Origin of the sequence: Ramlibacter sp. 2FC (genome assembly GCF_005503345.1) — a bacterium.
GTDB lineage: Bacteria > Pseudomonadota > Gammaproteobacteria > Burkholderiales > Burkholderiaceae_C > SCMQ01.
In genome coordinates, this window is sequence record NZ_SCMM01000016.1 from 1 (window position 1) to 21,365 (window position 21,365).

19 protein-coding genes and 1 pseudogene are annotated in these 21,365 nt (G+C 67.3%); 18 read left to right on the forward strand and 2 right to left on the reverse strand.

Going from position 1 to position 21,365, the window contains the following annotated elements; genetic code table 11:
* Positions 1-379: 379 nt before the first annotated feature.
* The 8 genes and pseudogenes from FFS10_RS23450 to FFS10_RS08995 form a co-directional block, all read left to right on the forward strand.
* Positions 380-547 (forward strand): annotated as a pseudogene (locus FFS10_RS23450) (phage integrase N-terminal SAM-like domain-containing protein); the annotation flags it as partial.
* 477 nt (positions 548-1,024) lie between these two features.
* Complete coding sequence (locus tag FFS10_RS08965; RefSeq protein WP_137893715.1) at positions 1,025-1,798, forward strand: enoyl-CoA hydratase/isomerase family protein; 774 nt, start codon at positions 1,025-1,027, stop codon at positions 1,796-1,798.
* 79 nt (positions 1,799-1,877) lie between these two features.
* A complete protein-coding gene (locus FFS10_RS08970) occupies positions 1,878-2,519 on the forward strand; it encodes a TetR/AcrR family transcriptional regulator (RefSeq protein WP_171016123.1) in 642 nt (213 codons plus the stop codon).
* Positions 2,520-2,610: 91 nt separating this feature from the next.
* Positions 2,611-3,594 (forward strand): Bug family tripartite tricarboxylate transporter substrate binding protein, encoded by a 984-nt coding sequence (locus FFS10_RS08975; protein ID WP_171016122.1) that lies wholly within the window; start codon positions 2,611-2,613, stop codon positions 3,592-3,594.
* A 9-nt stretch (positions 3,595-3,603) separates the two neighbouring features.
* The gene (locus FFS10_RS08980) at positions 3,604-4,833 is read left to right on the forward strand and encodes an acyl-CoA dehydrogenase family protein (RefSeq protein ID WP_137893721.1); all 1,230 of its coding nucleotides are present in this window, start codon (positions 3,604-3,606) and stop codon (positions 4,831-4,833) included.
* A gap of 2 nt (positions 4,834-4,835) precedes the next feature.
* Positions 4,836-5,957 carry an acyl-CoA dehydrogenase family protein gene (locus FFS10_RS08985; protein WP_137893723.1) on the forward strand — a complete coding sequence of 374 codons (1,122 nt, stop codon included), beginning with the start codon at positions 4,836-4,838 and terminating at the stop codon, positions 5,955-5,957.
* 5 nt (positions 5,958-5,962) lie between these two features.
* A complete protein-coding gene (locus FFS10_RS08990) occupies positions 5,963-8,101 on the forward strand; it encodes an acetate--CoA ligase family protein (protein WP_249931221.1) in 2,139 nt (712 codons plus the stop codon).
* Positions 8,085-8,636 (forward strand): nuclear transport factor 2 family protein, encoded by a 552-nt coding sequence (locus tag FFS10_RS08995; protein ID WP_137893725.1) that lies wholly within the window; start codon positions 8,085-8,087, stop codon positions 8,634-8,636. Before FFS10_RS08990 ends, FFS10_RS08995 begins: the two co-directional genes overlap by 17 nt.
* Here FFS10_RS08995 and FFS10_RS09000 read toward each other — a convergent pair.
* Positions 8,626-9,366 (reverse strand): IclR family transcriptional regulator, encoded by a 741-nt coding sequence (locus FFS10_RS09000; RefSeq protein ID WP_137893727.1) that lies wholly within the window; start codon positions 9,364-9,366, stop codon positions 8,626-8,628. The genes FFS10_RS08995 and FFS10_RS09000 overlap by 11 nt on opposite strands.
* A gap of 213 nt (positions 9,367-9,579) precedes the next feature.
* Between FFS10_RS09000 and FFS10_RS09005 the strand changes: the two genes are divergently transcribed.
* The 10 genes from FFS10_RS09005 to FFS10_RS09050 all read left to right on the forward strand — a co-directional run bounded on the left by FFS10_RS09005 (position 9,580) and on the right by FFS10_RS09050 (position 19,476).
* Positions 9,580-10,362, forward strand: a complete 783-nt coding sequence (locus FFS10_RS09005) for an SDR family NAD(P)-dependent oxidoreductase (RefSeq protein ID WP_137893730.1) — start codon at positions 9,580-9,582, stop codon at positions 10,360-10,362.
* 98 nt (positions 10,363-10,460) lie between these two features.
* Positions 10,461-12,107, forward strand: coding sequence for a long-chain fatty acid--CoA ligase (locus tag FFS10_RS09010; protein WP_137893732.1), 1,647 nt, complete (start codon positions 10,461-10,463; stop codon positions 12,105-12,107).
* Positions 12,108-12,242: 135 nt separating this feature from the next.
* Positions 12,243-13,463, forward strand: coding sequence for an ABC transporter substrate-binding protein (locus tag FFS10_RS09015; RefSeq protein ID WP_137893734.1), 1,221 nt, complete (start codon positions 12,243-12,245; stop codon positions 13,461-13,463).
* Positions 13,464-13,503: 40 nt separating this feature from the next.
* Positions 13,504-14,403 carry an SMP-30/gluconolactonase/LRE family protein gene (locus tag FFS10_RS09020; RefSeq protein ID WP_171016121.1) on the forward strand — a complete coding sequence of 300 codons (900 nt, stop codon included), beginning with the start codon at positions 13,504-13,506 and terminating at the stop codon, positions 14,401-14,403.
* 40 nt (positions 14,404-14,443) lie between these two features.
* The gene (locus FFS10_RS09025) at positions 14,444-15,220 is read left to right on the forward strand and encodes an SDR family NAD(P)-dependent oxidoreductase (RefSeq protein WP_249931222.1); all 777 of its coding nucleotides are present in this window, start codon (positions 14,444-14,446) and stop codon (positions 15,218-15,220) included.
* A gap of 15 nt (positions 15,221-15,235) precedes the next feature.
* On the forward strand, positions 15,236-15,991 hold the full coding sequence (locus FFS10_RS09030) for an ABC transporter ATP-binding protein (RefSeq protein WP_137893736.1): 756 nt from the start codon (positions 15,236-15,238) through the stop codon (positions 15,989-15,991).
* 70 nt (positions 15,992-16,061) lie between these two features.
* Entirely contained in the window at positions 16,062-16,763 is a 702-nt protein-coding gene (locus FFS10_RS09035; protein ID WP_502702725.1) for an ABC transporter ATP-binding protein, read from the forward strand.
* 40 nt (positions 16,764-16,803) lie between these two features.
* Positions 16,804-17,685, forward strand: a complete 882-nt coding sequence (locus tag FFS10_RS09040; RefSeq protein ID WP_137893740.1) for a branched-chain amino acid ABC transporter permease — start codon at positions 16,804-16,806, stop codon at positions 17,683-17,685.
* Between the two features lie 8 nt (positions 17,686-17,693).
* A complete protein-coding gene (locus tag FFS10_RS09045; protein ID WP_249931223.1) occupies positions 17,694-18,692 on the forward strand; it encodes a branched-chain amino acid ABC transporter permease in 999 nt (332 codons plus the stop codon).
* Between the two features lie 22 nt (positions 18,693-18,714).
* Positions 18,715-19,476, forward strand: coding sequence for an SDR family NAD(P)-dependent oxidoreductase (locus tag FFS10_RS09050; protein WP_137893742.1), 762 nt, complete (start codon positions 18,715-18,717; stop codon positions 19,474-19,476).
* A 75-nt stretch (positions 19,477-19,551) separates the two neighbouring features.
* Here FFS10_RS09050 and FFS10_RS09055 read toward each other — a convergent pair whose 3' ends face one another.
* On the reverse strand, positions 19,552-21,252 hold the full coding sequence (locus FFS10_RS09055; RefSeq protein ID WP_137893744.1) for a flavin-containing monooxygenase: 1,701 nt from the start codon (positions 21,250-21,252) through the stop codon (positions 19,552-19,554).
* Between the last annotated feature and the right edge of the window lie 113 nt (positions 21,253-21,365).

A 21,365-nucleotide genomic window follows, 5' to 3' on the forward strand; every position in this document is an offset into this window, starting at 1 on the left:
AGCGCGTCGGACGGCCTGTGTACGAGGCAGTCTGCGCGCTCGCCAACTCCCAACTTCTCATAACTGGGGCCTTCTCATAATGGCCGTTATGGAGAGCTCGACATAACGGCCATCAAGAGACGTTCGGCCGTCCGTCCGATAACTGGACCTTCGAAGTCGCGACCGCCCCCCACCGGTCACTCGCGCTGCTTCAGAGCGGACGTCCGCCGATGCGCCGCATCGGCCATCGGACTAAAGCGCGATAGTCTCCGAGCCTGGGTGCTTGGTTGACAGCACTGGCGCGCGTGCCGATGTTGTGAACCGAAGCAATCGGCCTCGTTCACGACAGGAGCGCAGTCATGAACGCCCCCATCAGACGGTCTCGCCGTTGCGCCAACGCATGATCGAAGATATGCGAATGCGTAGGCTCTCGCCCAAAACGCATACTGCCTACATCCGAGCCGTGCGCCGGCTCGCCGCCTACCTTGGCCGTCCGCCGGACACCTCCAGCGGGGAGGACCTGCGCAACTTTCAACTCCATCTGGTCGATCAGGGCATCTCGCCAGTCAAGCCGCCACGGTGGTGGCCTGACTTAAACCAACGGGCCTCCACGAAACCCGGGGCGGTTCATGACGCACAGGACCCTGGACGGTTCGGCCATGAAGGCGCGTGCGCCGGAATAGGGCACACACTGGTCGAACGCCTCCACCACGGCGCGCTTGTGCAGCGATGTTGGGCTGAATCAGGTCGGGTCAGATTGGGGTGATCGTCAACATCGCTGTGCTGCCGATGCTCGGACCTTCGCCGGCGTCACGACGCCCGCATCTACCAGCCCCGGAAGAACTCGAAAAACTCATACGTGATATTGCATCACACAGTCAAATAAACCGTTGATTACCTGCCAGCCGGCAAGTATTCTATGTGTCAAGGGAATGCCAGCCCACGCCATGACAAGATAGGGGGCATGCCACATGCCAGGAACCGTATGGTCACTGCCAGACACAGGCACGGGCCACGACAGACAAACAGGTAACCAGGAGACCACATGGAATACAAGACCCTGCTGCTGGAAATCGACCAGCGCATTGCTACAGTCACCCTCAACCGCCCCCCGGTCAATGCCCAGAACGCCGAGCTGCGCGCCGACATCACCGCCGTGTTCGACATGTTGTCCGACCGCGACGACGTCTCGGTGGTGGTGCTGACCGGTTCGGGCAAGGTGTTCTCGGCCGGCGCCGACATCCGCGAGCGGCCAAACCTGGGCGCCACGCCCGGCGCCTACGGCCGCCACAATCGGCTGGTGCGCGAGAGCTACTACGCAGTGGTGGAATGCAGCAAGCCAGTGATCGCCGCCATCAACGGCCCGGCCATGGGTGCAGGCTTTGGCCTGGTGATGGCCGCCGACATCTGGGTCGCATCCGAAGAGGCCTTCGTGTCGATGCCCGAGATCAACGTCGGCCTCGCGGGCGGCGTGACCTTCCTGCAAAAGGTGTTCGGCCGTTCGCGCGCACGGCGCATGTTCTATACCGGCATGAAGGTCAGTGCGCAGGAGTTGTACCGCCTGGGCTTGGTCGAGGCCTGCCTGCCTGCCGACCAGCTGATGCCTTTCGCCATGGAGATCGCGCGTGAAATGGCGTCCAAGAGCCCTATCGCCCTGCGCCTGGCCAAGGAGGCCGCCCGCATGACCGAGGTGATGCCCACGCGCGATGCCTACCGGTACGAGCAGGGCAACACCGTGGCGCTGTCCAAGACCCAGGACGCGCTGGAAGCCCAGATGGCCTTCCTCGAAAAGCGCGCCCCGGTCTACGTCGGCCGCTGATCCAACGGACTTTGATATAACGCCGGACGGGCGGCGCAGCAGGCTAGCGCCGGCGCCGCAACGCACAGGCGAGACGACCATGGCCACCTCCGAAGTGATCAAAAAGTCCATCAAGAACGGCAGTCCCGGCATCCGGGTGGACGACCGTCAGGGGCAACTGCTGGAAATCGCCTGCCGGCTTTTCGCCCGCCAGGGCTACAAAGGCACCTCGCTACGCGACATCGCCGACGAGGCGCAGATCACCAAGGCTGCGCTCTACTACCACTTCCCCAACAAGGAAGCCCTCTACCAGCAGATCGTTCTCGAATCGACACGTGCGCTGGTGGATGCTGTGCGCGAGTCGGTGGCACGGGCGGCTGGGCCGGTGGAAAAGGTCAGGGCCTTCATGCTGACCTCGGCCGACGTGTTTGAACACACCCGCGACGCCTGGGTGGCCGGCTCCAACGCTTTCTGGGACGCTGAGGGCACGGGGCCGCGCTCCGCCGCGGTGGGCCAGCGCGACGAGTACGAGAAGCTGTTGCGCGCCTGTATCGCCGAAGGCATCCAAAGCGGCGACTTCCGTCCGGTCGATCCGGCCATCGCCGGTCGCCTGCTGTTGTCGACCATCAACCAGCTGAGCCGTTGGCACTCGCCCAAGGGACCGCTGTCGCCACGCCAGGTGATCGAGCAGTACCTGGACATCGTGCTGCCCGGCCTGCAGGCCCCCGCCTCCAAACGCTGATTCGCCTGCGGAAGGCCGGGCTCGAGCTGCCGCACCCGATTACTTACCTGTCGGAAAGTAATCTCACATTTTCCCCATGAAGGAGACCCGTATGCACCTGCAAAGCCGCCGCAACATCCTGCTGGGCACGCTGGCGTGGGCGGCCGGCGCCTCCAGCCTGGCGCAGTCCCAGTCCGCATTCCCCACCAAACCCGTCACCCTGATCGTGCCCTACGCGGCGGGCGGCCTGACCGATGTGCTGGCCCGCGTCGTGGCCCCGGCGCTGGCCGAGAAATGGGGCCAGAACGTGCTGGTGGACAACCGCTCCGGTGCGGGTACCGTCATCGGCACCGCGGCCGCAGCCCGCGCGCCGGGCGATGGCCACACGCTGCTGATGACCGCCTTCGGCTACACAGGCAACCAGTTGATGGTGAAGAACCTGCCTTACGACCCCAAGGCATTGACGCCCCTGGCCATGGTGGCCGAGTCGCCCAGCATCCTGTATGTGTCCGCGCGCCTGCCGGTCAACAGCGTGGCCGAGCTGATCGCCTACGGCAAGGCCAACCCCGGCAAGCTGAGCTTTGCGTCCTCGGGCAATGCCTCCAGCCCGCACATCGCGGCCGAGATGTTCGCCGGCCAAGTCGGCCTGCAGATCGTGCACGTGCCCTACCGCGGCAACGGCCCGGCTATCACCGACCTGGTGGGCGGGCAGGTGGATGCGCTGTTCGACTCGCCTGCCACCATGGTCCATGTGGCCAGCGGCAAGCTCAAGGCCCTGGGCATCGGCAGCCAGACACCCAACGCGCGCGCGCCCGGCGTGGTGCCCATCAGCCAGCAAGGCATCCCGGCGCTGGCCAAGTTCTCCGCCGGTGGCTGGTTCGGCATGTTCTTGCCCACCGCCACGCCGCAGGCGCTGCAGCAGAAGCTGCAGGCCGACGTGCGCGCCGTGCTCGAAACCCGCGAGGTGCGCGAGGGCCTGTCCAAGGCCGGGGTGGACCCGCGTGTCATGACGCAGCCCGAATTCGTCGCCTACCTCCAGCACGACCTGGCGTACTGGGGTCCCATCATCCGCGAACGCAACATCCGCATCGACTGAAGCCACACCATGAACACCCACACATCGATCCTCGAGGCCGGCCAGACAGAGACCGTGCGCAGCCCGCAGTTCTACGACATCTTCCGCCGGGACCTGGTCAGCTTCATGGAGGCCAACTGCCCGCGCGAGTTGCGCGACAAGGTGCGCTCCAACCAGAAACTGGGCCGCGCCGAATTCGCCGAATGGCAGCGCCGCCTGCATGCCCAGGGCTGGGGCGCGCCCGGCTGGACACGCGAGAACGGCGGCACTGGCTGGGACCTGCGCCAGCGCTACCTGTTCGAGGAGGTCAGCGCCGAGCTCGACTGCCCGCCGCTTTACCACCACGGCCTGGGCCACATCGGACCGGTGATCATCCATTTCGGCACGCCCGAGCAAAAGGCCCGCTACCTGCCGCGCATTCTCGACGGCAGCGAGTGGTGGTGCCAGGGCTACTCGGAGCCCGGGGCCGGCTCCGACCTGGCCTCGCTCAAGACCAGCGCGGTGCGCGATGGCGACGACTACGTCATCAACGGCCAGAAGATCTGGACCTCGCACGCCCACGAGGCCGACGTGATGTACACGCTGGTGCGCACCTCGGTCGACGCGCGCAAGCAGTCCGGCATCACGCTGCTGGTGGTGCCGCTGGACACCCCGGGCATCAAGATCCGACCCATCCACACCATCGACCAGTGGCACCACGTCAACGAGGTGTTCCTCGACAACGTGCGGGTGCCGGTGGCCAACCGCATCGGCGAGGAAGGCGGTGGCTGGAAATGCGCCAAGTTCCTGCTCGACCGCGAGCGCCTGTCGCCGGCCACGGTACCGCGCCTGGCGCGCCAGCTCGACCAGGTCAACGAGCTGCTGCAGGTTCGCCTGCAGCGCTCGGGCCCATCGGCCAGCCTGCATGGCGCGCTGGAGCGCCTCTACTACGCCCAAGCGGCGGTGCAGGGCGCCCGCGAGATGCTGCTGAGTGCCATCCGCGAGGAAATGAACGGCACGCTGGCGGCGTCCAAGGCCTCGGCGCTCAAGCTGTTCTGCTCCGAGCTGTCGCAGCAGATCTCCAGCCTGGCCTACGACCTCTCCGCGCCCGAGTTCGGACCGCGCCTGCTGCCCGCGGTGCCGGCCCCTAACGGGGCCGACGATCTGGAGATCGAACGCCAGCTCATCCACACCTACCTGTTCTACCGTTCCCGTACCATCGCCGGCGGAACCAGCGAGGTGCAGAAGAACGTGATTGCCCGCGACATTTTCGGAGCCTGACCATGCCCTTTACTTCTGTCCCCATGTTCCCGGGCGATCTCTACGACACCAGCCTGCGGCTGGCCGAAAGCGTCGGCCCCCGATCCACCGAAGCACCGCTGGGCGGCACACAAAGCAGCCCCGAGTGGCGCCAGATGCTGGACCTCGGCTGGCAGGGCGTGCTCATCGACGAAAACGCCGGCGGCGTGGGTGGCACGCTGGCCGACCTCGCGGCCATCGTCGAGGCGCTCGGCCGCCAGGCCATCGTGGCGCCGGTGATCGCCCGCTGCGCCGTGGCGCCGCTGCTGCTGTCCGGCCTGGTTGACCAGCCGGTGGTGGCCACCTTGCTGGAAGCCATGGCCGCGGGCGACGCCTCGGTGTGCCCGGTGGTGGACACCGGCCACCTGGTGCCCGGTGCCGCCAGCGCGCTGGCGCTGCGCGCCGACGGCACCCTGCAGGGCCGCCTGTCGGGCGCCGACCTCAGCGAGCCGGCCACCCACCTGCTGTTCAATGTGCGCGAAGGCGCCGACGCCACGCCAGCCCTGCTACTGCTGCCCATGGCCGACGTGCTGCCCCTGGCGCGCCTGTACCGAGGGGTCGATGGCCGCGTCACCGTCGACGTCGAATTCCAGGGCTTCAAGCCTGGCGACGGGCAGGTGCTGCAGCGTGGTGCGCCGGTGTCGGGCGCGGTCGAGCTGGCCCAGCAGGCAGGCGCCTTGCTGAGCTGCGTGCAGTCCGTGGGCGCGGTCGGGGCCATGATCGAGCAGACCATCGAATACCTCAACACCCGCATGCAGTTCGGCGTGCTGCTGGCCACCTTCCAGGCGCTGCGCCACCGGGTGGTGGACATGTACGTGGCCTACGAAAGCGCGCACGGCCTGGTGCGCCAGCTGATCGAGCAGACCTTGCTCGCGCCCGAGGGCTACTCGCGCGACGTGGCGCTGACCAAGCTCTACCTGATCGGCGTGAGCCGGGCCATGGCCGAGTCCGCCATCCAGCTGCACGGCGGCATGGGCATGTCGCAGGAAACGCTGGTGGCCCGCCTGGCCACGCATGTGCTTATGAACAGCCTGCAGTTCGGTGACAAGACCCAGTGTCTGGACTGGCTGGCCGAGCGCAGCGCGGCCGAGGCCGTGCAGGCGTGAACCTCATGGCATCCACCATGCACAGCCTCCATCCCCTGTTCTTTCCCCAGTCGGTCGCCATCATCGGCGCCTCGTCCGACCCCGAGCGCATCGGCGGTCGCCCGCTGCGCTTCCTCATCGAGTCGGGCTTCGCGGCACCGATCTACCCGGTCAACAAGAGCGGCGCGCAGATCCAGGGCCTGGCATCCTTCAGCAGCGTGCTCGACATCCCGGGCCCGGTGGACCAGGCCATCATCGCCGTGCCGGTCGCCGGCGTCGAGGCCGCACTCGGTGACTGCATCCGCAAGGGCGTGCGCTGCGTGCAGGTGCTGACCGCCGGCTTTGCCGAGCTGGGTTCCGAAGGCCGGGCGCTGCAGGACCGCCTGCTCGCGATGTGCCGCGCGGCCGGCGTGCGCATGGTGGGCCCCAACTCGCTGGGCCTGCTCAACGTAGATACCCGCTTCTTCGCCACCTTTTCCACCGCCCTCAATGGCCTGCAGCCGCGCCCCGGGGTGATCTCGCTGGCCACGCAGAGCGGCGCCTTCGGCTCCTGCGCCTACGGCATGGCCACGCTGCGCGGACTGGGCTTCAGCAAGATCATCGCCACCGGCAACGAGGCCGATGTCGACGTGGCCGAATGCATTGCCTACCTCGCCGACGATCCGCAGACCCAGGTCATCTGCGCCGCCATCGAATCCTGCCGCGATGGCAATCGCCTGCGTGCCGCCCTGCTCAAGGCAGCCGTCGCGGGCAAGCCGGTGCTGGTGATGAAGGTCGGCCGGACCGAACTGGGCGCGGCGGCGGCCAGCACGCACACCGGCTCGCTGGCCGGTGACGACGCCGTGTTCGACGCCGTGTTCGCCGAATGCGGCGCCTACCGGCCGTCCTCGATCGAGGAGATGCTCGACATCGCCTACCTGTGCGCCACCACCGGCCGCATGCCGCCCAACGCCGACATCGGCGTCGTCACCGGCTCGGGCGGCATCGGCGTGCTGATGGCCGACCACGCGGGCGACAGCGGGCTGAGCATGTCGCCGCTGCCCCCTGCAGCCGTGGCGGCCACGCTGGAGCTGCTGCCCTTTGCGGTGGCCGCCAACCCGCTGGACATGACCGCCCAGGTGACCTCGGTCAAGGGCGGCGTGCCGCGCACGCTCGACGCGATGCTCACGCACGGCCCCTACGGCACCGTGTTCGCCTACCTCGCGCATGTGGGCCTGTCGCCGCAGCGTTTCGCGTCCAGCCTCGATGAGCTGGGGGCGCTGCGCCTGCGCCACCCCGACAAGGACATCGTGATGGTGATGCTCTCGGCGCCCGAGGTGAATGCACGGTTGGAGGCCATGCGCATGCCGGTGTTCGCGGACCCCAGCCGCGCCGTGCTGGCGGTGGCCGCCGCGGCCCGCATGGCCGAGCGCCGCCGCATGCTCTACCAGGCGGTCACCCACACGGGCCAGGGCCGGGCCTTGGGCCAGGTGGACACCGAGGCCACGGCCAAGAAGGCACTGGCCCTGGCCGGGTTGCCCATGTTGCCCGAGTGTCTGTGCGCCAACGCCGACGAGGCCGTCCGCGCCGCCGAGGGCGTGGGCTTTCCTGTAGTGGCCAAGATCTCCTCGCCCGATATCCCGCACAAGACCGAGGTCGGTGGCGTGCTGCTCAACCTGCCCGACGCCGCCGCCGTGCGCGCCGCCTTCGACACCCTGGTCTCGCGTGCGCGCGCGGCCGTGCCGCAGGCCCGAATCGAAGGCGTGCTGGTCGCGCCCATGCTCAAGGGCGGGGTCGAGGTGATCCTGGGCGTGCACATGGACCCGACCTTCGGCCCCATGGTGATGTACGGGTCGGGCGGCACCGCGGTGGAGCTGTTCAAGGACGTGGCCTTTGCCTCGGCACCGCTGAACCCCGCCCGCGCGCAGGCGCTGGTCGACCGCGTGCGCTCCTCGGCGCTGCTGCGCGGCTGGCGCGGCGCCCCGCCATGCGACGAAGCCGCGCTGGTGGACGCGCTGTGTCGGCTGTCCGAGTTTGCTCTGGCCCACCGCGAGGAACTGGTCAGCGTCGACATCAACCCGCTGGTGGTGCGCGCCCAGGGCGCGGTCTGCCTGGACGCCGTCATCGTCACCCGCCCGCCCGCCACCACCCTGCAACAGGAGCCCGCCCATGAACACATTGCCTGAAGACGCCCTGCGCCAACTCCAGTCGCTGCTGGACCGTGAGGCCATACGCGAGTGCCTGTACCGCTACTGCCGTGGCATCGACCGCCTCGACGAAGCCGCCTTGCGCTCGGCCTACTGGCCCGACGCCACAGACCGCCACGGCCCCTACCAGGGCACGGCCAGCGGCTTCATCGACTGGGCCCTGGACAAGCTCAAGGGCAGCGGCCGGCTGGTGCACACGCTGGGCAACATCCTGATCGAACTGCGCGGCGACGTGGCGGCCGTGGAGAGCTATTTCCAGGCCTTGCAAGGCGATGTTGACGCGCAGGGCAGGCCGCTGGAGACCTTTCTGGCGGGCCGCTACATTGACCGCTTCGAGCGCCGCAACGGCGAGTGGCGCGTTGCCCAGCGCACCGTCACCTACGACTGGATCAGGCAGCTGCCGCTGCCGGCGGGCAGCGATGCCGAACGCTTCGGAGTGCGCCAGCCCACCGGGGGCCGCATGCCGGCCGACCCCATCTACGATCTGCTGGCGCAGAAGCCCTTCAGGGCTTGAGGGTGGCCGCCAGCGACTTGAGCAGTGCCGTGTAGCGCTCGCGGTTGGGCCTTATGCGCTCGACCGCGCCGCCCATGCCCAGCACCACCGGACGGCCCTGCACCGTCACCGGCAACAGCACACACACCGTGCCGCCCCCCAGCAGCGGAATGTTCTCGGCGTAGGCGGCGCCCTCCTCGCGCGCCTGCGCCACGCGCTGCATCATCAGCTCCAGCGGCTGGCGGTCTTCCTTGCGCGGTGTGGCGATGTTGGCGCGCCGCACCAGCTTTTCCACATGCTTGTCGTCCTTGGTGGACATCAGCAGCCAGCCAGTGGCCGACAGCGTGAGCGGCCGCATGCTGCCTTCCTCGGTGTGAAAGCGCAGTGCGTGGGTCGACTGGACCACCCGTATGTACTGGATGTAGACATCGTTCTGCAGCGCGATCGACACCGTCTCGCCGGTGGCGCTGTGGGCATCGCGCATGATTTCGAAGATCTCGCCCTGGCCGAACAGCGCATGGCTGATCCAGTCGCCCAGGGCGCCGACGCGCAGCGTCGGAAAATACAGGCGCGTCGCCCGGTCATAGCTCAGGTATCCGAGCTCGGTGAGGTTCTTGAGCAGCACAGTCGAGCTCGACTGCGGATAGTTGAGCGCCGTGCAGAGGTCCTTCAGCGAGCGGGGGGCCTGCTCGCGCTTGAAATACTCCAGGATTTCCAGCACGCGCACGGCCGATTTGACGGGAGAGATCATGCCCAAATTCTCCAGGAAAACTCATACGTGATATTGCATCGCATGGTTGAATATTAACTTGATTACCTGCCAGCCGGCAGGTATTCTTTGTCTCAAGGGCCAACGAGCCCACTACAAGGAGACAAGGATGCAAGGCGCCCCGTTCCACGGACACCCACCCGCTCGCTCGTGCAAAACGGGCGATGACCAACAACAGCGGGTCGGCTGAGCGCCATGCGAGCCATCGTCACAGGCGCGGCACGCGGCATCGGGCGAGCCATCACCCTTCGGTTGGCGGCCGATGCCGCCCAGCGCGGCGGGGCCCGGCTGGTGCTGGCCGACCTGCACGCCGATGAACTGCAGGCACTCGCCGACGAGGTACGCGCCCAGGGCAGCGAGGCGGTGGTGCTGGCGGGCGACTTGTCGCAGCCCGACTACCCGGCCGCACTCGCCGCGGCGGCGCAAGCCTTCGGCGGGCTGGACGCCGTGGCCAGCAACGCCGGCGCCGCCATCCCCGGCGCCCTGCTCGACTACCGCGTGGAAGACTGGGACAAGGTCTTTGCCCTGCATGTGCGGGCACCCTGGCTGTTGGCGCGCGCATGCCACCCAGCCCTGAAAGCCAGTGGCGGCAGCTTCGTCATCACGGCCTCGATCTCTGGCAGCCACGCCACCGCCCCCCTGGGCGCCTACAGCCCCAGCAAGGCCGCCGCCATCATGCTGGCGCGCCAACTGGCCGTGGAATGGGGGCCGGACGGCATACGCGTCAACAGCGTGTCGCCCGGCATGACGGTGACCCCGGGCACGGCGCCGGCCTACCGCGAGCCTGAGGCACGCGCACAGCGCGAGGCGCGTGTACCGCTGCGCCGCATCGGACTGCCGCAGGACATGGCGGGCGCGGTGGCGTTCCTGATGGGGCCTGACGCGGCCTACATCACCGGCGTTGACCTGATGGTGGACGGCGGCCTGCAACACACCGTGATGGGGGCCGTGAACATGAAGGGTTGGCAAAAAGATTGAGGCGCTGATGCGCGACGGACCCGGCCGGTGATGCGACGACTTTCATTTACCTGCCGGCCTGTAAATAAACAGAACACGAGACAAAAAGGACCACGACCATGCTGGGACTGATGCAGTCAAAGCCCCTGTTGATTTCCGGGCTCATCGAACACGCAGCCGCCAACCACGGTGACGTGGAGGTGGTCTCCACCTTGCACGGCGGCGAGCAGCGCCGCAGCAACTGGCGCACCGTGCACCAGCGGGCCCGCCGCCTGGCCAGCGCACTGGGTGGGCTGGGCGTGGCCCAGGGCGACCGCGTGGCCACGCTGGCCTGGAACACCGACCGCCACCTCGAGCTGTACTACGCCGTGGCCGGCATGGGCGCAGTGCTGCACACCGTCAACCCGCGCCTGTTCCCCGAGCAGATCGCCTACATCCTCAACCACGCCGAGGACGGCATCGTCTGCTTCGACCTCGACTTCGCCGGCCTCATGACGCAGATCGCGCCGCAGCTGACCACGGTGAAGCGCTTCGTCGCGCTGTGCCGCCCCGACCAGCTGCCCGCGCTCGAGCTGCCCGGCCTGTGCTGCTACGAAGACCTGCTGGAGCAGGGCGACCCAGGCTTTCAGTGGCCGCTGCTCGACGAGAACACCGCCTCCTCGATGTGCTACACCAGCGGCACCACCGGCCACCCCAAGGGCGTGCTCTACAGCCACCGCTCCACGGTGCTGCACTCCTTCACCGCCTGCGCCACCGATGGCCTGGGCCTCAACGCCCGCGACGCCGTGCTGCTGGCCGTGCCCATGTTCCACGTCAATGCCTGGGGCGTGCCCTACGCCTCGGCCATGTGTGGCGCCAAGCTGGTGCTGCCGGGCTCGAACCTGAGCGGCGACAAGCTCTACGCCACCATGCGCGACGAAGGCTGCACCTTCTCGCTCGGTGTGCCCACGGTGTGGCTGGGCTTTTTCCAGTACATCGAGCAGCACCGCGCCAGCCTGGACCTGTCCGAACTGCGGCTCAAGCGGGTGGTCGTGGGCGGCTCGGCCGCACCACGCGCCATCATCGAACGCTTCGAGCAACTGCTTGGCGTCTACGTGATCCAGGCCTGGGGCATGACCGAAACCAGCCCGTTGGCCACCATCGGCAACCTGCTTCCCAAGCACGGAGGCCTGCCGTTGGACGAACGCTTCGACGTGCAGTGCCGCCAGGGCCGGCCGATCTATGGCGTCGAGGTCGAGATCTTCGGCGCCGAAGGCCAGGCCTTGCCCCACGACGGCCAGCAGATGGGCGAGCTGCGCGTGCGCGGCCCCTGGGTGCTGTCGGCCTACTACGGCAGCGCCGCCGGTTCGGCGCTGGACGCGCAGGGCTGGTTCAGCACCGGCGACGTGGCCCTGATCGACCCCGACGGTTACGTTCAGATCACCGACCGCAGCAAGGACGTCATCAAGTCGGGGGGCGAGTGGATAAGCTCCATCGACTTGGAAAACCTGGCCGTGGGCCATCCCAAGGTGCGTGAGGCCGCCGTGATCGGCCTGCCCCACAGCAAGTGGCAGGAGCGCCCGCTGCTGATCGTCGTGCCCAAGAGCGGCGAGCAGGTCGACGCCACCGAGCTGTTGGAGTTCATGAAGGAACGCGTGGCGCGCTGGTGGCTGCCCGACGAGGTCGTCTTCGTCGATGAGCTGCCCCACACCGCCACCGGCAAGCTGCTCAAGACCAAGCTGCGCGAGCAGTTCCGGGGCTACCGCCTGGTCACCGACCCGGCGTAAACCGACACCTGTGGCGCGCCACACGTGGCGTGACACAGCCTGTAGAAGCGAAGAGAGTCCGCGAGAAGAAACCACCGGCCAGCGGCGGGAGCGCCGCCGAGCCAGACCATCCGCCCCAACCATTGGAGACAGACCATGAAGAACCGCAAGCTCAACACCCTGACCACCGCCAGCCTGCTGGTCCTGCTGGCCGCCACCGGCGCGCAGGCGCAAGTCTCGGACGACGCCGTCCGCATCGGCGTGATGGCCGACCAGACCGGCCCCTATTCCGGCAACGGCGGCCCCGGTTCCACGCTGGCCGTGCGCATGGCGGTGGAAGACTTCGGCGGCAAGGTGTTGGGCAAGCCCGTCGAGGTGCTGGTCGCCGACGACCAGAACAAGCCCGACGTCGGCACCAACATCGCGCGCCAGTGGCTGGAGCAGAACAAGGTCGACAGCATCATCGGCGGCTCCGCCTCCTCCATCGCCCTGTCCGTCAGCGGCATGATGAAGGCGGCCAAGAAGCCCTACCTGATCGCCGGCACCGTGGCCTCCGACCTGACCGGCAAAGCCTGTTCGCCGATGAACATCCAGTTCGCGGTCGACACCTACTCCATGCCCAAGGCTGGCGTGCAGAGCCTGATGAACCAGGGCATCAAGTCCTTCTTCTTCGTCTCCGTCGACTACGCCTTCGGCGCCGCCTTCCAGGCCGAGGCCACCAAGTTCATCGAAGCCGCCGGCGGCAAGGTGGTCGGCTCGGTCAAGCACCCGCTGGGCACCACCGACTTCTCCTCCTACCTGATGCAGGCCCAGGCCAGCAAGGCCCAGGCCATCGTGATCCTCAACGCCGGCCTCGACCAGACCAACGCGCTCAAGCAGGCGGCCGAATTCCGCATCGCCCGCGGCGGCCAGGCCGTCTCCGTCTTCGGCATGACCATCAACGCGGTGCACGCCATGGGCCTGGACGTCGCCCAGGGCCTGCAATTCACCGACCCGATGTACTGGGACCACAACAACGAGACCCGCGCCTGGTCCAAGCGCTTCATGGACCGCAACAACGGTGTGGCGCCTACCTACATCATGGCCAGCGCCTACAGCGCCACCCTGCACTACCTGAAGGCGGTGCAGGCCGCCGGCACCGACGAGGGCGGCGCGGTGATGGCCAAGATGAAGGCCACCCCGATCAACGACTTCTCCATGAAGAACGTCCGCATCCGCGAAGATGGCCAGACCATGCGTCCGGTCTACGCCGCGCTGGTCAAGACCCCGGCCGAGTCCAAGGGCAAGTACGATTACTACACCCTCAAGGGCGAGATCCCGGGCGAGCAGGTCTTCCGGCCCTTGGCCGAGGGTGGCTGTGACTTCGTCAAGAAGTAAGCAGGCGTTGCCCGAACAAGGCCTCGCGCCAGCCGCGTCCATGCTGCAGATCGAATTCCTCGGCGAACAGCGAGACCGGCTGGGGGAGTGCCCCCTGTGGGACGAGCGCCGCCAAGCGCTGTACTGGATCGACTCCAAGCGCTGCCTGGTCCACCGCCTGGCGCCCGCCACCGGCGAGCGCCGGCAGTGGACGCTGCCGCAGGAGATCGGCTCGCTGGCCCTGTGCGAGAGCGGCCGCCTACTGGTGGCGCTGGAGCACGAGATCGGCTTCCTGGACGTCGAGGCGGGGGGAGGCTGCGCTGCCGATGGCGCCTTCACCCGCCTGGCCCAGGTTCGCCATCCCGAGGAGCGCATGCGCCTGAACGACGGCCGCGCCGACCGCGCGGGCCGCTTCCTGGTGGGCTCCCTCAAGCTCGCGCCGGCCACGCCGGTGGGCGAGCTCTATCAGCTGCTGCCCTCGGGGCAGCTTCGCACGCTGGAGCGCGGCATCCGCGTCTCCAACAGCCTGGGCTTCAGTCCCGACGGGCGCACGCTGTACTTCGCCGACAGCCTGTCGCATCAGATTCGCTGTTATGACTACGACCCAGCCACCGGCGAGGCCTCGGGCATGCAACTGTTTGCCGACACCACCGCGCTGGGCTCCGGCCCCGACGGCGCGGCGGTCGACGCCGAGGGCCACCTGTGGGTGGCCCTGGTGATGAAGGGCCAGCTGGCGCGTTTCCGCCCGGACGGCTCGCTGGAGCGGCTGGTGGACCTGCCCACGCCGCATCCGAGCTGCCCCTGCTTCGGCGGGCCCGGGCTGGACACGCTGTACGTGACCAGCCTGAGCGACACCGGCAACGCCATCAAGACCGACGACCCGCGCGCGGGCCGGCTGCTGGCGGTGCGGGGCACCGGCGCGCGCGGCCTGCCCGAGGCGCGCTTCGCCGACCGGGCCTGAGCGGCCGGCACAATTCGAGACAGACGAGGGAAGAAAGCACATGAACACATCGAACATGAACGCGGCGCCCAGGGCCCTGGAAGGCCGCGTGGCCCTGGTCACCGGCGGCGCGCGCGGCATCGGCCGCGCCATCGGGCTGCACCTGGCCGACCTGGGCGCCGCCGTCGGCGTGCTGGACCTGAAGAAGGAGCTGGCCGAGGAGGCCGTGGCCGAACTGGCGTCCAAGGGCCAGAAAGGCATGGCCTTCGGCGGCAACGTGGCCGAGCGCGACACCCTCATGGACGCGACCGCCGCCCTCAAGAAGGCCTTCGGCCGCTTCGACATCCTCGTGAGCAACGCCATGTGGGTGCGCTACGGCCCCATCGCCGAGCTCACGCCCGAGATGGTGCGCCGCATGGTGGGCACCGGCTTCGAGTCGGTGATCTGGGGCATCCAGGCCGCCGAGGCCCACATGGGCGAGGGCGGCAGCGTGATCAACATCGCCTCGGCCGCCGCCTTCCTGGGCCTGCCCAGGGGCCTGACCTACGCCGGCGTCAAGGCTGGCGTGCTGGGCCTCACGCGCGCCGCCGCGGTCGACCTCGGCCCGCGCGGCATCCGCGTCAACGCCATCTGTCCGGGCTTCACCGCCACCGAAGGCGTGATGGTCAACGTCACCCCCGAGATGGTGCAGAAGCGCCTGGCCCGCACGCCCATGAACCGCGTGGGCGTGCCGGAAGACGTGGCCCGCGTGGCTGGCTTCCTGGCCTCCGACGCCAGCGGCTTCGTCTCCGGCGAGTACATCAAGGTCGACGGCGGCGCGACCTTCGCCCACCTTTGAACACTCCCTAGACACATGAGCGACGACTACATCCTCGAAGCGAAGGGCCTCTCCAAGCAGTTCCGCGGCTTCTACGCCGTCAAGGACGTGGACCTGCGGGTGCGCCGCCACTCGATCCACGCCCTGATCGGCCCCAACGGCGCCGGCAAGACGACCTGCTTCAACCTGCTCACCACCTTCCTGCGGCCCACCGCGGGCACTATCACCTACAACGGCCGCCGCATCGAGGCCAGTGACCCGGCCACCGTGGCCCGAATGGGCCTGGTGCGCTCCTTCCAGATCTCGGCGGTGTTCGGGCAAATGAGCGTGCTGGAAAACGTGCGGGTGTCCCTGCAGCGCAAGCGCGGCGGCAACTTCGCCTTTTGGCGCAACGAGTCGATGCTGGACGAACTCAATGCCCGGGCCTTGGAGCTGATTCGAAGCGTCGGCCTAGAGCGCTGGTTGCATGCGCCGGCCGCCGACCTGTCCTATGGTCGCAAGCGTGCCTTGGAGCTGGTCACGACCATCGCCATGGAGCCAGAGCTGATCCTGCTGGACGAGCCGATGGCGGGCCTGGGCCATGAGGACATCGACCCGGTGATGAACCTGATCGCGCAGTTCGCCAAGGGGCGCACCGTGCTGATGGTGGAACACAATATGAAGGTGATCGCCAAGCTGTGCGACCAGGTCACCGTGCTGCAGTCCGGCGAGGTGCTGGCCGAGGGCGACTATGCCCAAGTCTCAAGCGACCCACGCGTCATCGACGCCTACGTGGGAGGAGCCCATGTCTGATACCCTGACCGCCAGTGCGCGGTCCCTGCCTCCGCAGCAGGCCCCGCAGCCCGAGGGCGCCGCCCGACAGCTGCGCCCCTGCCTGCGCATCTCGCACCTGGTGGGACACTACGGTGAGACCCAGGCCTTGCACGACATCAACATCCAGGTCGACGAGGGCGAGATCGTCTGTCTGCTAGGGCGCAACGGCGCCGGCAAGACGACGACGCTGAGGGCCATCGTGGGCCTGCTGGCCCGCCGGCAGGGCCTGATCGAGGTGTATGGCCAATCTACCGAGGGCCTACCGCCCGAGGCGATCGCCCACCTGGGCGTGGCCTACTGCCCGGAGGAGCGCGGCATCTTCGCCAGCCTCTCCACCGAGGAGAACCTGCTGCTGCCGCCGGTGCTCAAAGAGGGCGGCCTCAGCGTGGACGAGATCTACACCCTGTTTCCCAACCTCGCGCAGCGTCGCAAGAGCCAGGGCACCAAGCTCTCCGGCGGCGAGCAGCAGATGCTGGCGATTGCCCGCATCTTGCGCACCGGCGCCAAGCTGCTGCTGCTGGACGAGTGCACCGAGGGCCTGGCCCCGGTCATCGTGCATAAGATCGGTGAAGTGATCCGCACCCTGCGCTCGCGCGGCTTCACCGTGCTGATGGTGGAACAGAACTTCCGCTTCGCCTCCTCCCTGGCCGATCGCTTCTACGTGATCGAAGAGGGCGCCGTCGTCGAACAGTTCAGCCGCGAGGAAATCGCTGGCCGCCGCGACGAAATCGAAAAGCTGCTGGGCCTGTGAGGCGCCGCCAGCATATGCACCAGACCTGGAGTACTGACTGATGGACAGCATCTTCGGCGTTCCGACCTCGGCCCTGACAGGCCAGGTCGTGATCGGCCTGATCAACGGAGCGTTCTATTCGCTGATGAGCCTGGGCTTGGCCATCATCTTCGGCATGCTGCACGTGGTGAACTTCGCCCACGGCGCCCAGTACATGATGGGCGCCTTCGTGGCCTGGGGCATCCTGGAGTACTTCGGCCTGGGATACTGGTGGGCGCTGGTGGTCGCGCCCGTGGTCATGGGCCTACTGGGCCTGCTGATGGAGCGGATCTTCCTGCGGCACCTCTATGCCGCGGACCATGTCTACGCGCTGCTGCTCACCTTCGGCGTGGCGCTGTTGCTGGAGGGCGCCTTCCGTCTGAAGTTTGGCATCAGTGGCCAGCCCTATCCCAACCCCCTGTCGGGCGGATTGGACTTGGGTGTGAGCTTCATCCCCTGGTACCGCCTTTGGGTGATCGCGGTGGCTCTAGCGGTGAGCCTGGGAACCTGGTGGTTCATTGACCGCACCAAGATCGGCTCCTACCTGCGTGCGGCCAATGAGAACCCCAACTTGGTGCGCACCTTCGGCATCAACGTGCCGCGCATGCTGATGCTCACCTACGGCTTCGGCGTCGCCTTGGCCGGCTTCGCTGGCGTGATGGCCGCCCCTATCTACCAGGTCAGCCCGCACATGGGCGCCAACCTGATCATCGTGGTTTTCGCGGTCGTGGTGATCGGCGGCATGGGCTCCATCTTGGGCTCCATCGTCACCGGCTTCGGCCTGGGGCTGCTGGAGGGCATGACCAAGCTGTTCGCGCCCGACTATGCGGGCGTTGCCATCTTCATTGTGATGATCCTCACCTTGGCTTTCCGTCCCAGCGGCCTGTTCGGCCGTTCCGAATGAGTCCCGTCATGAACATGCTGTCTCCTGCTGACACCCCCGCGCCCGTTCTGCCAACCGCCACCCGATGGTGGATCCTCGTCGGCATCGGGTTGGCCTGCCTGGCGCCCTGGCTGGTCTATCCGATGTTCCTGATCAAGCTGATGTGCTTTGCCCTGCTGGCGGCATCGGTGAACTTCCTGATCGGCTATGCCGGGCTGCTGTCCTTCGGTCATGCCATGTTCTTCGGTGCGGCGGCCTATGTCACCGGCCATGCGGTCAAGGTCTGGGGCTGGGATGGCGCCGCCGGCATCTTGGCCGGAGTGGCGGTGGCCGCCAGCTTCGGCCTGCTCACCGGCTTCCTCGCGATCCGCCGCCAGGGCATCTACTTCTCAATGATCACGCTGGCTTTCGCGCAGCTGGTGTACTTCCTGGCGCTGCGCATGCCTTTCACCGGCGGCGAGGATGGCCTGCAAAGCGTGCCCCGGCCCATGCTGTTAGGCTTTTACGATACCAGTAGCACCATGAGCTTCTACTACGCCTGCTTGCTGGCGATCGGGCTGGGCTTCTGGCTGATCTACCGCGCAGTGCATTCGCCCTTCGGCCAGGTACTGCGCGCCATCCGGGACAACGAGCCGCGCGCCAAGTCCCTGGGCTACCCAGTCAACCGCTACAAGCTGCTGGCCTTCGTGCTGTCCGCGACGCTGGCGGGTCTGGCCGGCGCGATGAAGGTGCTGGCCTTCCAGCTGGCCACCCTCACCGACGTGAGCTGGACGACCTCGGGCGAGGCCCTCCTGATCTGCATCGTCGGCGGCCTAAACACCATGCTGGGCCCCATCGTCGGCTCCATCGTCATCGGCTCCATGGAGCATTACCTGGCCGGCTTCGCCGAGTGGGTGCTGATCATCCAGGGCGCCGTGTTCGTGGTGGTGGTGATGCTGTTCCGCAAGGGCATCGTCGGCCAGTTGCAGGCCTGGTGGCGCGAGCGCCAGCAGCGCCGCACCGTGGCACCCCTGCGCAAAGCCACCTGAAACCGCACCAGGAACACACACCATGCCAAACCAAGCTCTGCTCGCGAACAAACTGGCCCTGGTCACCGGCGCCGCCAGCGGCATCGGCCAAGCCATCGCGGTGGCCTACGCGGCCGAAGGCGCGCGCGTGATCGTCACCGACCTCAGCGCCGAAGCCTGCCAGGCCACGCTGGATGCCGTGCATGCCGCGGGCGCCGAAGGCTGGGCCTTTGCGCTGGACGTGAGCGATACCGAAGCCGCGGTCGCGCTCGCTCAGCGTGTTCGTGCCGAGATCGGTGCGCTCGACATCCTGGTCAACAACGCCGGCGTGCTGATACGCGAGGGCATAGACAGCCCCAGGGCACACGCACACATGCGCAAGGTGGTCGACGTCAACCTGTTCGGCACCTTCAACACCATCCACGCCTGGCTGCCGGCGCTGCGTCGCACGCGCGGCTGCATCATCAACATCGCCTCGGGCGCGGCCTTCATCGCGCAGGCCGGCTGTGTGGGCTACTCGGCCTCCAAGGGCGCGGTGAAGATGCTCACGCAATCGATGGCGGCCGACCTTGGGCCCGACGGCATACGCGTGAACGCGCTGGCGCCGGGCGTGATCGTCACGCCCATGACCGAGGCCACCCGTGCCAGCCCCGAACGGCTGGAGCGCTTCCTGGCCCGCATCCCCAGCGGGCGCCTCGGCCAACCCTCGGAGCTGGCGGGTCCGGCCGTGTTTCTTGCCTCTTCGCTGGCAAGCTACGTCAACGGCGTCACCTTGCCAGTGGATGGCGGTGTGCTCGCGGTCTGACGGAATCGGACATGGCTGTGAACCGCAGCCAGACCTTGGGGATGGCACGCAGACCATCCCCCACGGGCATGGCCGTCAGACCGCGACGGCTTGCTTCTTGCGCTGAAACGCAAAACCTCGATAGCCGTCCTTCACAGCAGCCGCACACAGCTCCCGGTACTTGTGGAAACCGCCCGTGAAGAGCGTCAGCCCCTGGGGCTTGTCCTTGACGTTGGCACCCACGTACCAGGTCTTGGCCTTGGTCAGCAGCGTACGTTGCGAGAGCGTGTAGACAAGGTCCATCCATTCCTTTTCGGCCTCTGGCGTCGGCTCGATGGTCGCCAGACCTTGCTTGTCCATGTGCGTGATGACACCTGCGATCAGGTCCACATCGTGCTCGCTGATCCGGACGATATTGGCAAGCGCGGCGGGACCGTTCGGCCCGGTGGTCATGAACAGGTTGGGGAACCCGTCCATCATGAGGCCAAGGTACGAGCGCGCGCCTTGCTTCCAGTGGTCGTTCACCGTGCGCCCATCCCGACCGACCACGTCAAAGGCCAGCAACGCACCGGTGAGCCCGTCGTAGCCGGTGGCCAGGATGAGCATGTCCAGTTCGACTTCACCCGATTGCGTACGCACACCCTTTTCGGTGATCTCCACGATCGGATCGGCGAACAGATCCACGAGGTGCACGTTCGGCTGGTTGTAGGTCTCGTAATAGCTGCTGTCGAGACAGGGGCGGCGCGCAAAGATGGGGTAGCCCCTCGGTTTGAGCCGCTCGGCGGTCACCGGATCCTTCACCACTTCGTCGATCTTGCTGCGCACGAACTCGGCGACATGCTCGTTGGCCTCCTCGTTGGACATCAGATCCGCGAAGGTGCCCAGCATGGCCAGGCCGCCGTTCTTCCAGGCGTCTTCCAGGAGCTGCTGGCGCTGCGCCGGCGTCACGCTGAAGAAGGCACGGGTGGACTGAGGACGCAAGCCGCCGACCGCGCTGCTGCGGGCAATCTCGCGCATCGCGGGGTAGTTGCGCTTGACCTCGGCCAAGTAATCCGACTCAAGGGGCGCGTTGCGCATCGGCATCGTGAAACTGGGCGTGCGCTGGAAGACATACAACTCGCCCGCCTGCTTGCCCACCTCCTGCACGATCTGGATCCCTGTCGATCCGGTGCCGATCACGCCCACGCGCTTGCCCGCGAAGCTGACCGGCTCGTGCGGCCATTTGGCGGCGCGCAGCAGTCGCCCCTCGTAGCGGTCCAGGCCAGGAATGTCCGGGTCCTTCGGAATCGACAGGGGACCCGTCGCCATGACGCAGTAAGTGGCCTCCAAGAGTTCGCCGCGGTCCGTCCGCACCGTCCACAGCGCGCGCGCCTCATCCCACACCGCGCTCGTCACGCGCGTGTTGAACTGGAAGTGCTTGCGCAGATCGAGCCGGGTGGCCACGAAGTTGAAATAGGCCAGCAGTTCTGGCTGCGCGGCAAACTGCTCCGACCAGGTCCATTCCTGCTCGATCTCGGGCGAAAAGGAATAGCTGTAATCGATGCTGGGCAGGTCGACGCGAGCGCCCGGGTAACGGTTCCAGTACCACACGCCGCCGACGTCGCCGCCCGCCTCGAAGCCCTGGATACGCAGGCCCATCTCGCGGAAACGGTACGCGGCATACAGGCCGCCGAAGCCGGCACCGACCACGACCACGTCGAGTCGCTTGACACACGAATCACCGCCCTTGCGGTTCACGTCGGCGCCCGGGGCATCAGGACGGAGGGCTTGTCGTTCATGGAAAAGTCCAGGTTTCATCTTTGTCTCCTAAGGTTTCTGGCGTCGGCGACGCCCGATTACTGACGCAACCCCGGCCGTTGACCGCGCCACGGGTCGCCTGCAACAGGCGGGGTTTCATGCAGATCGATGAT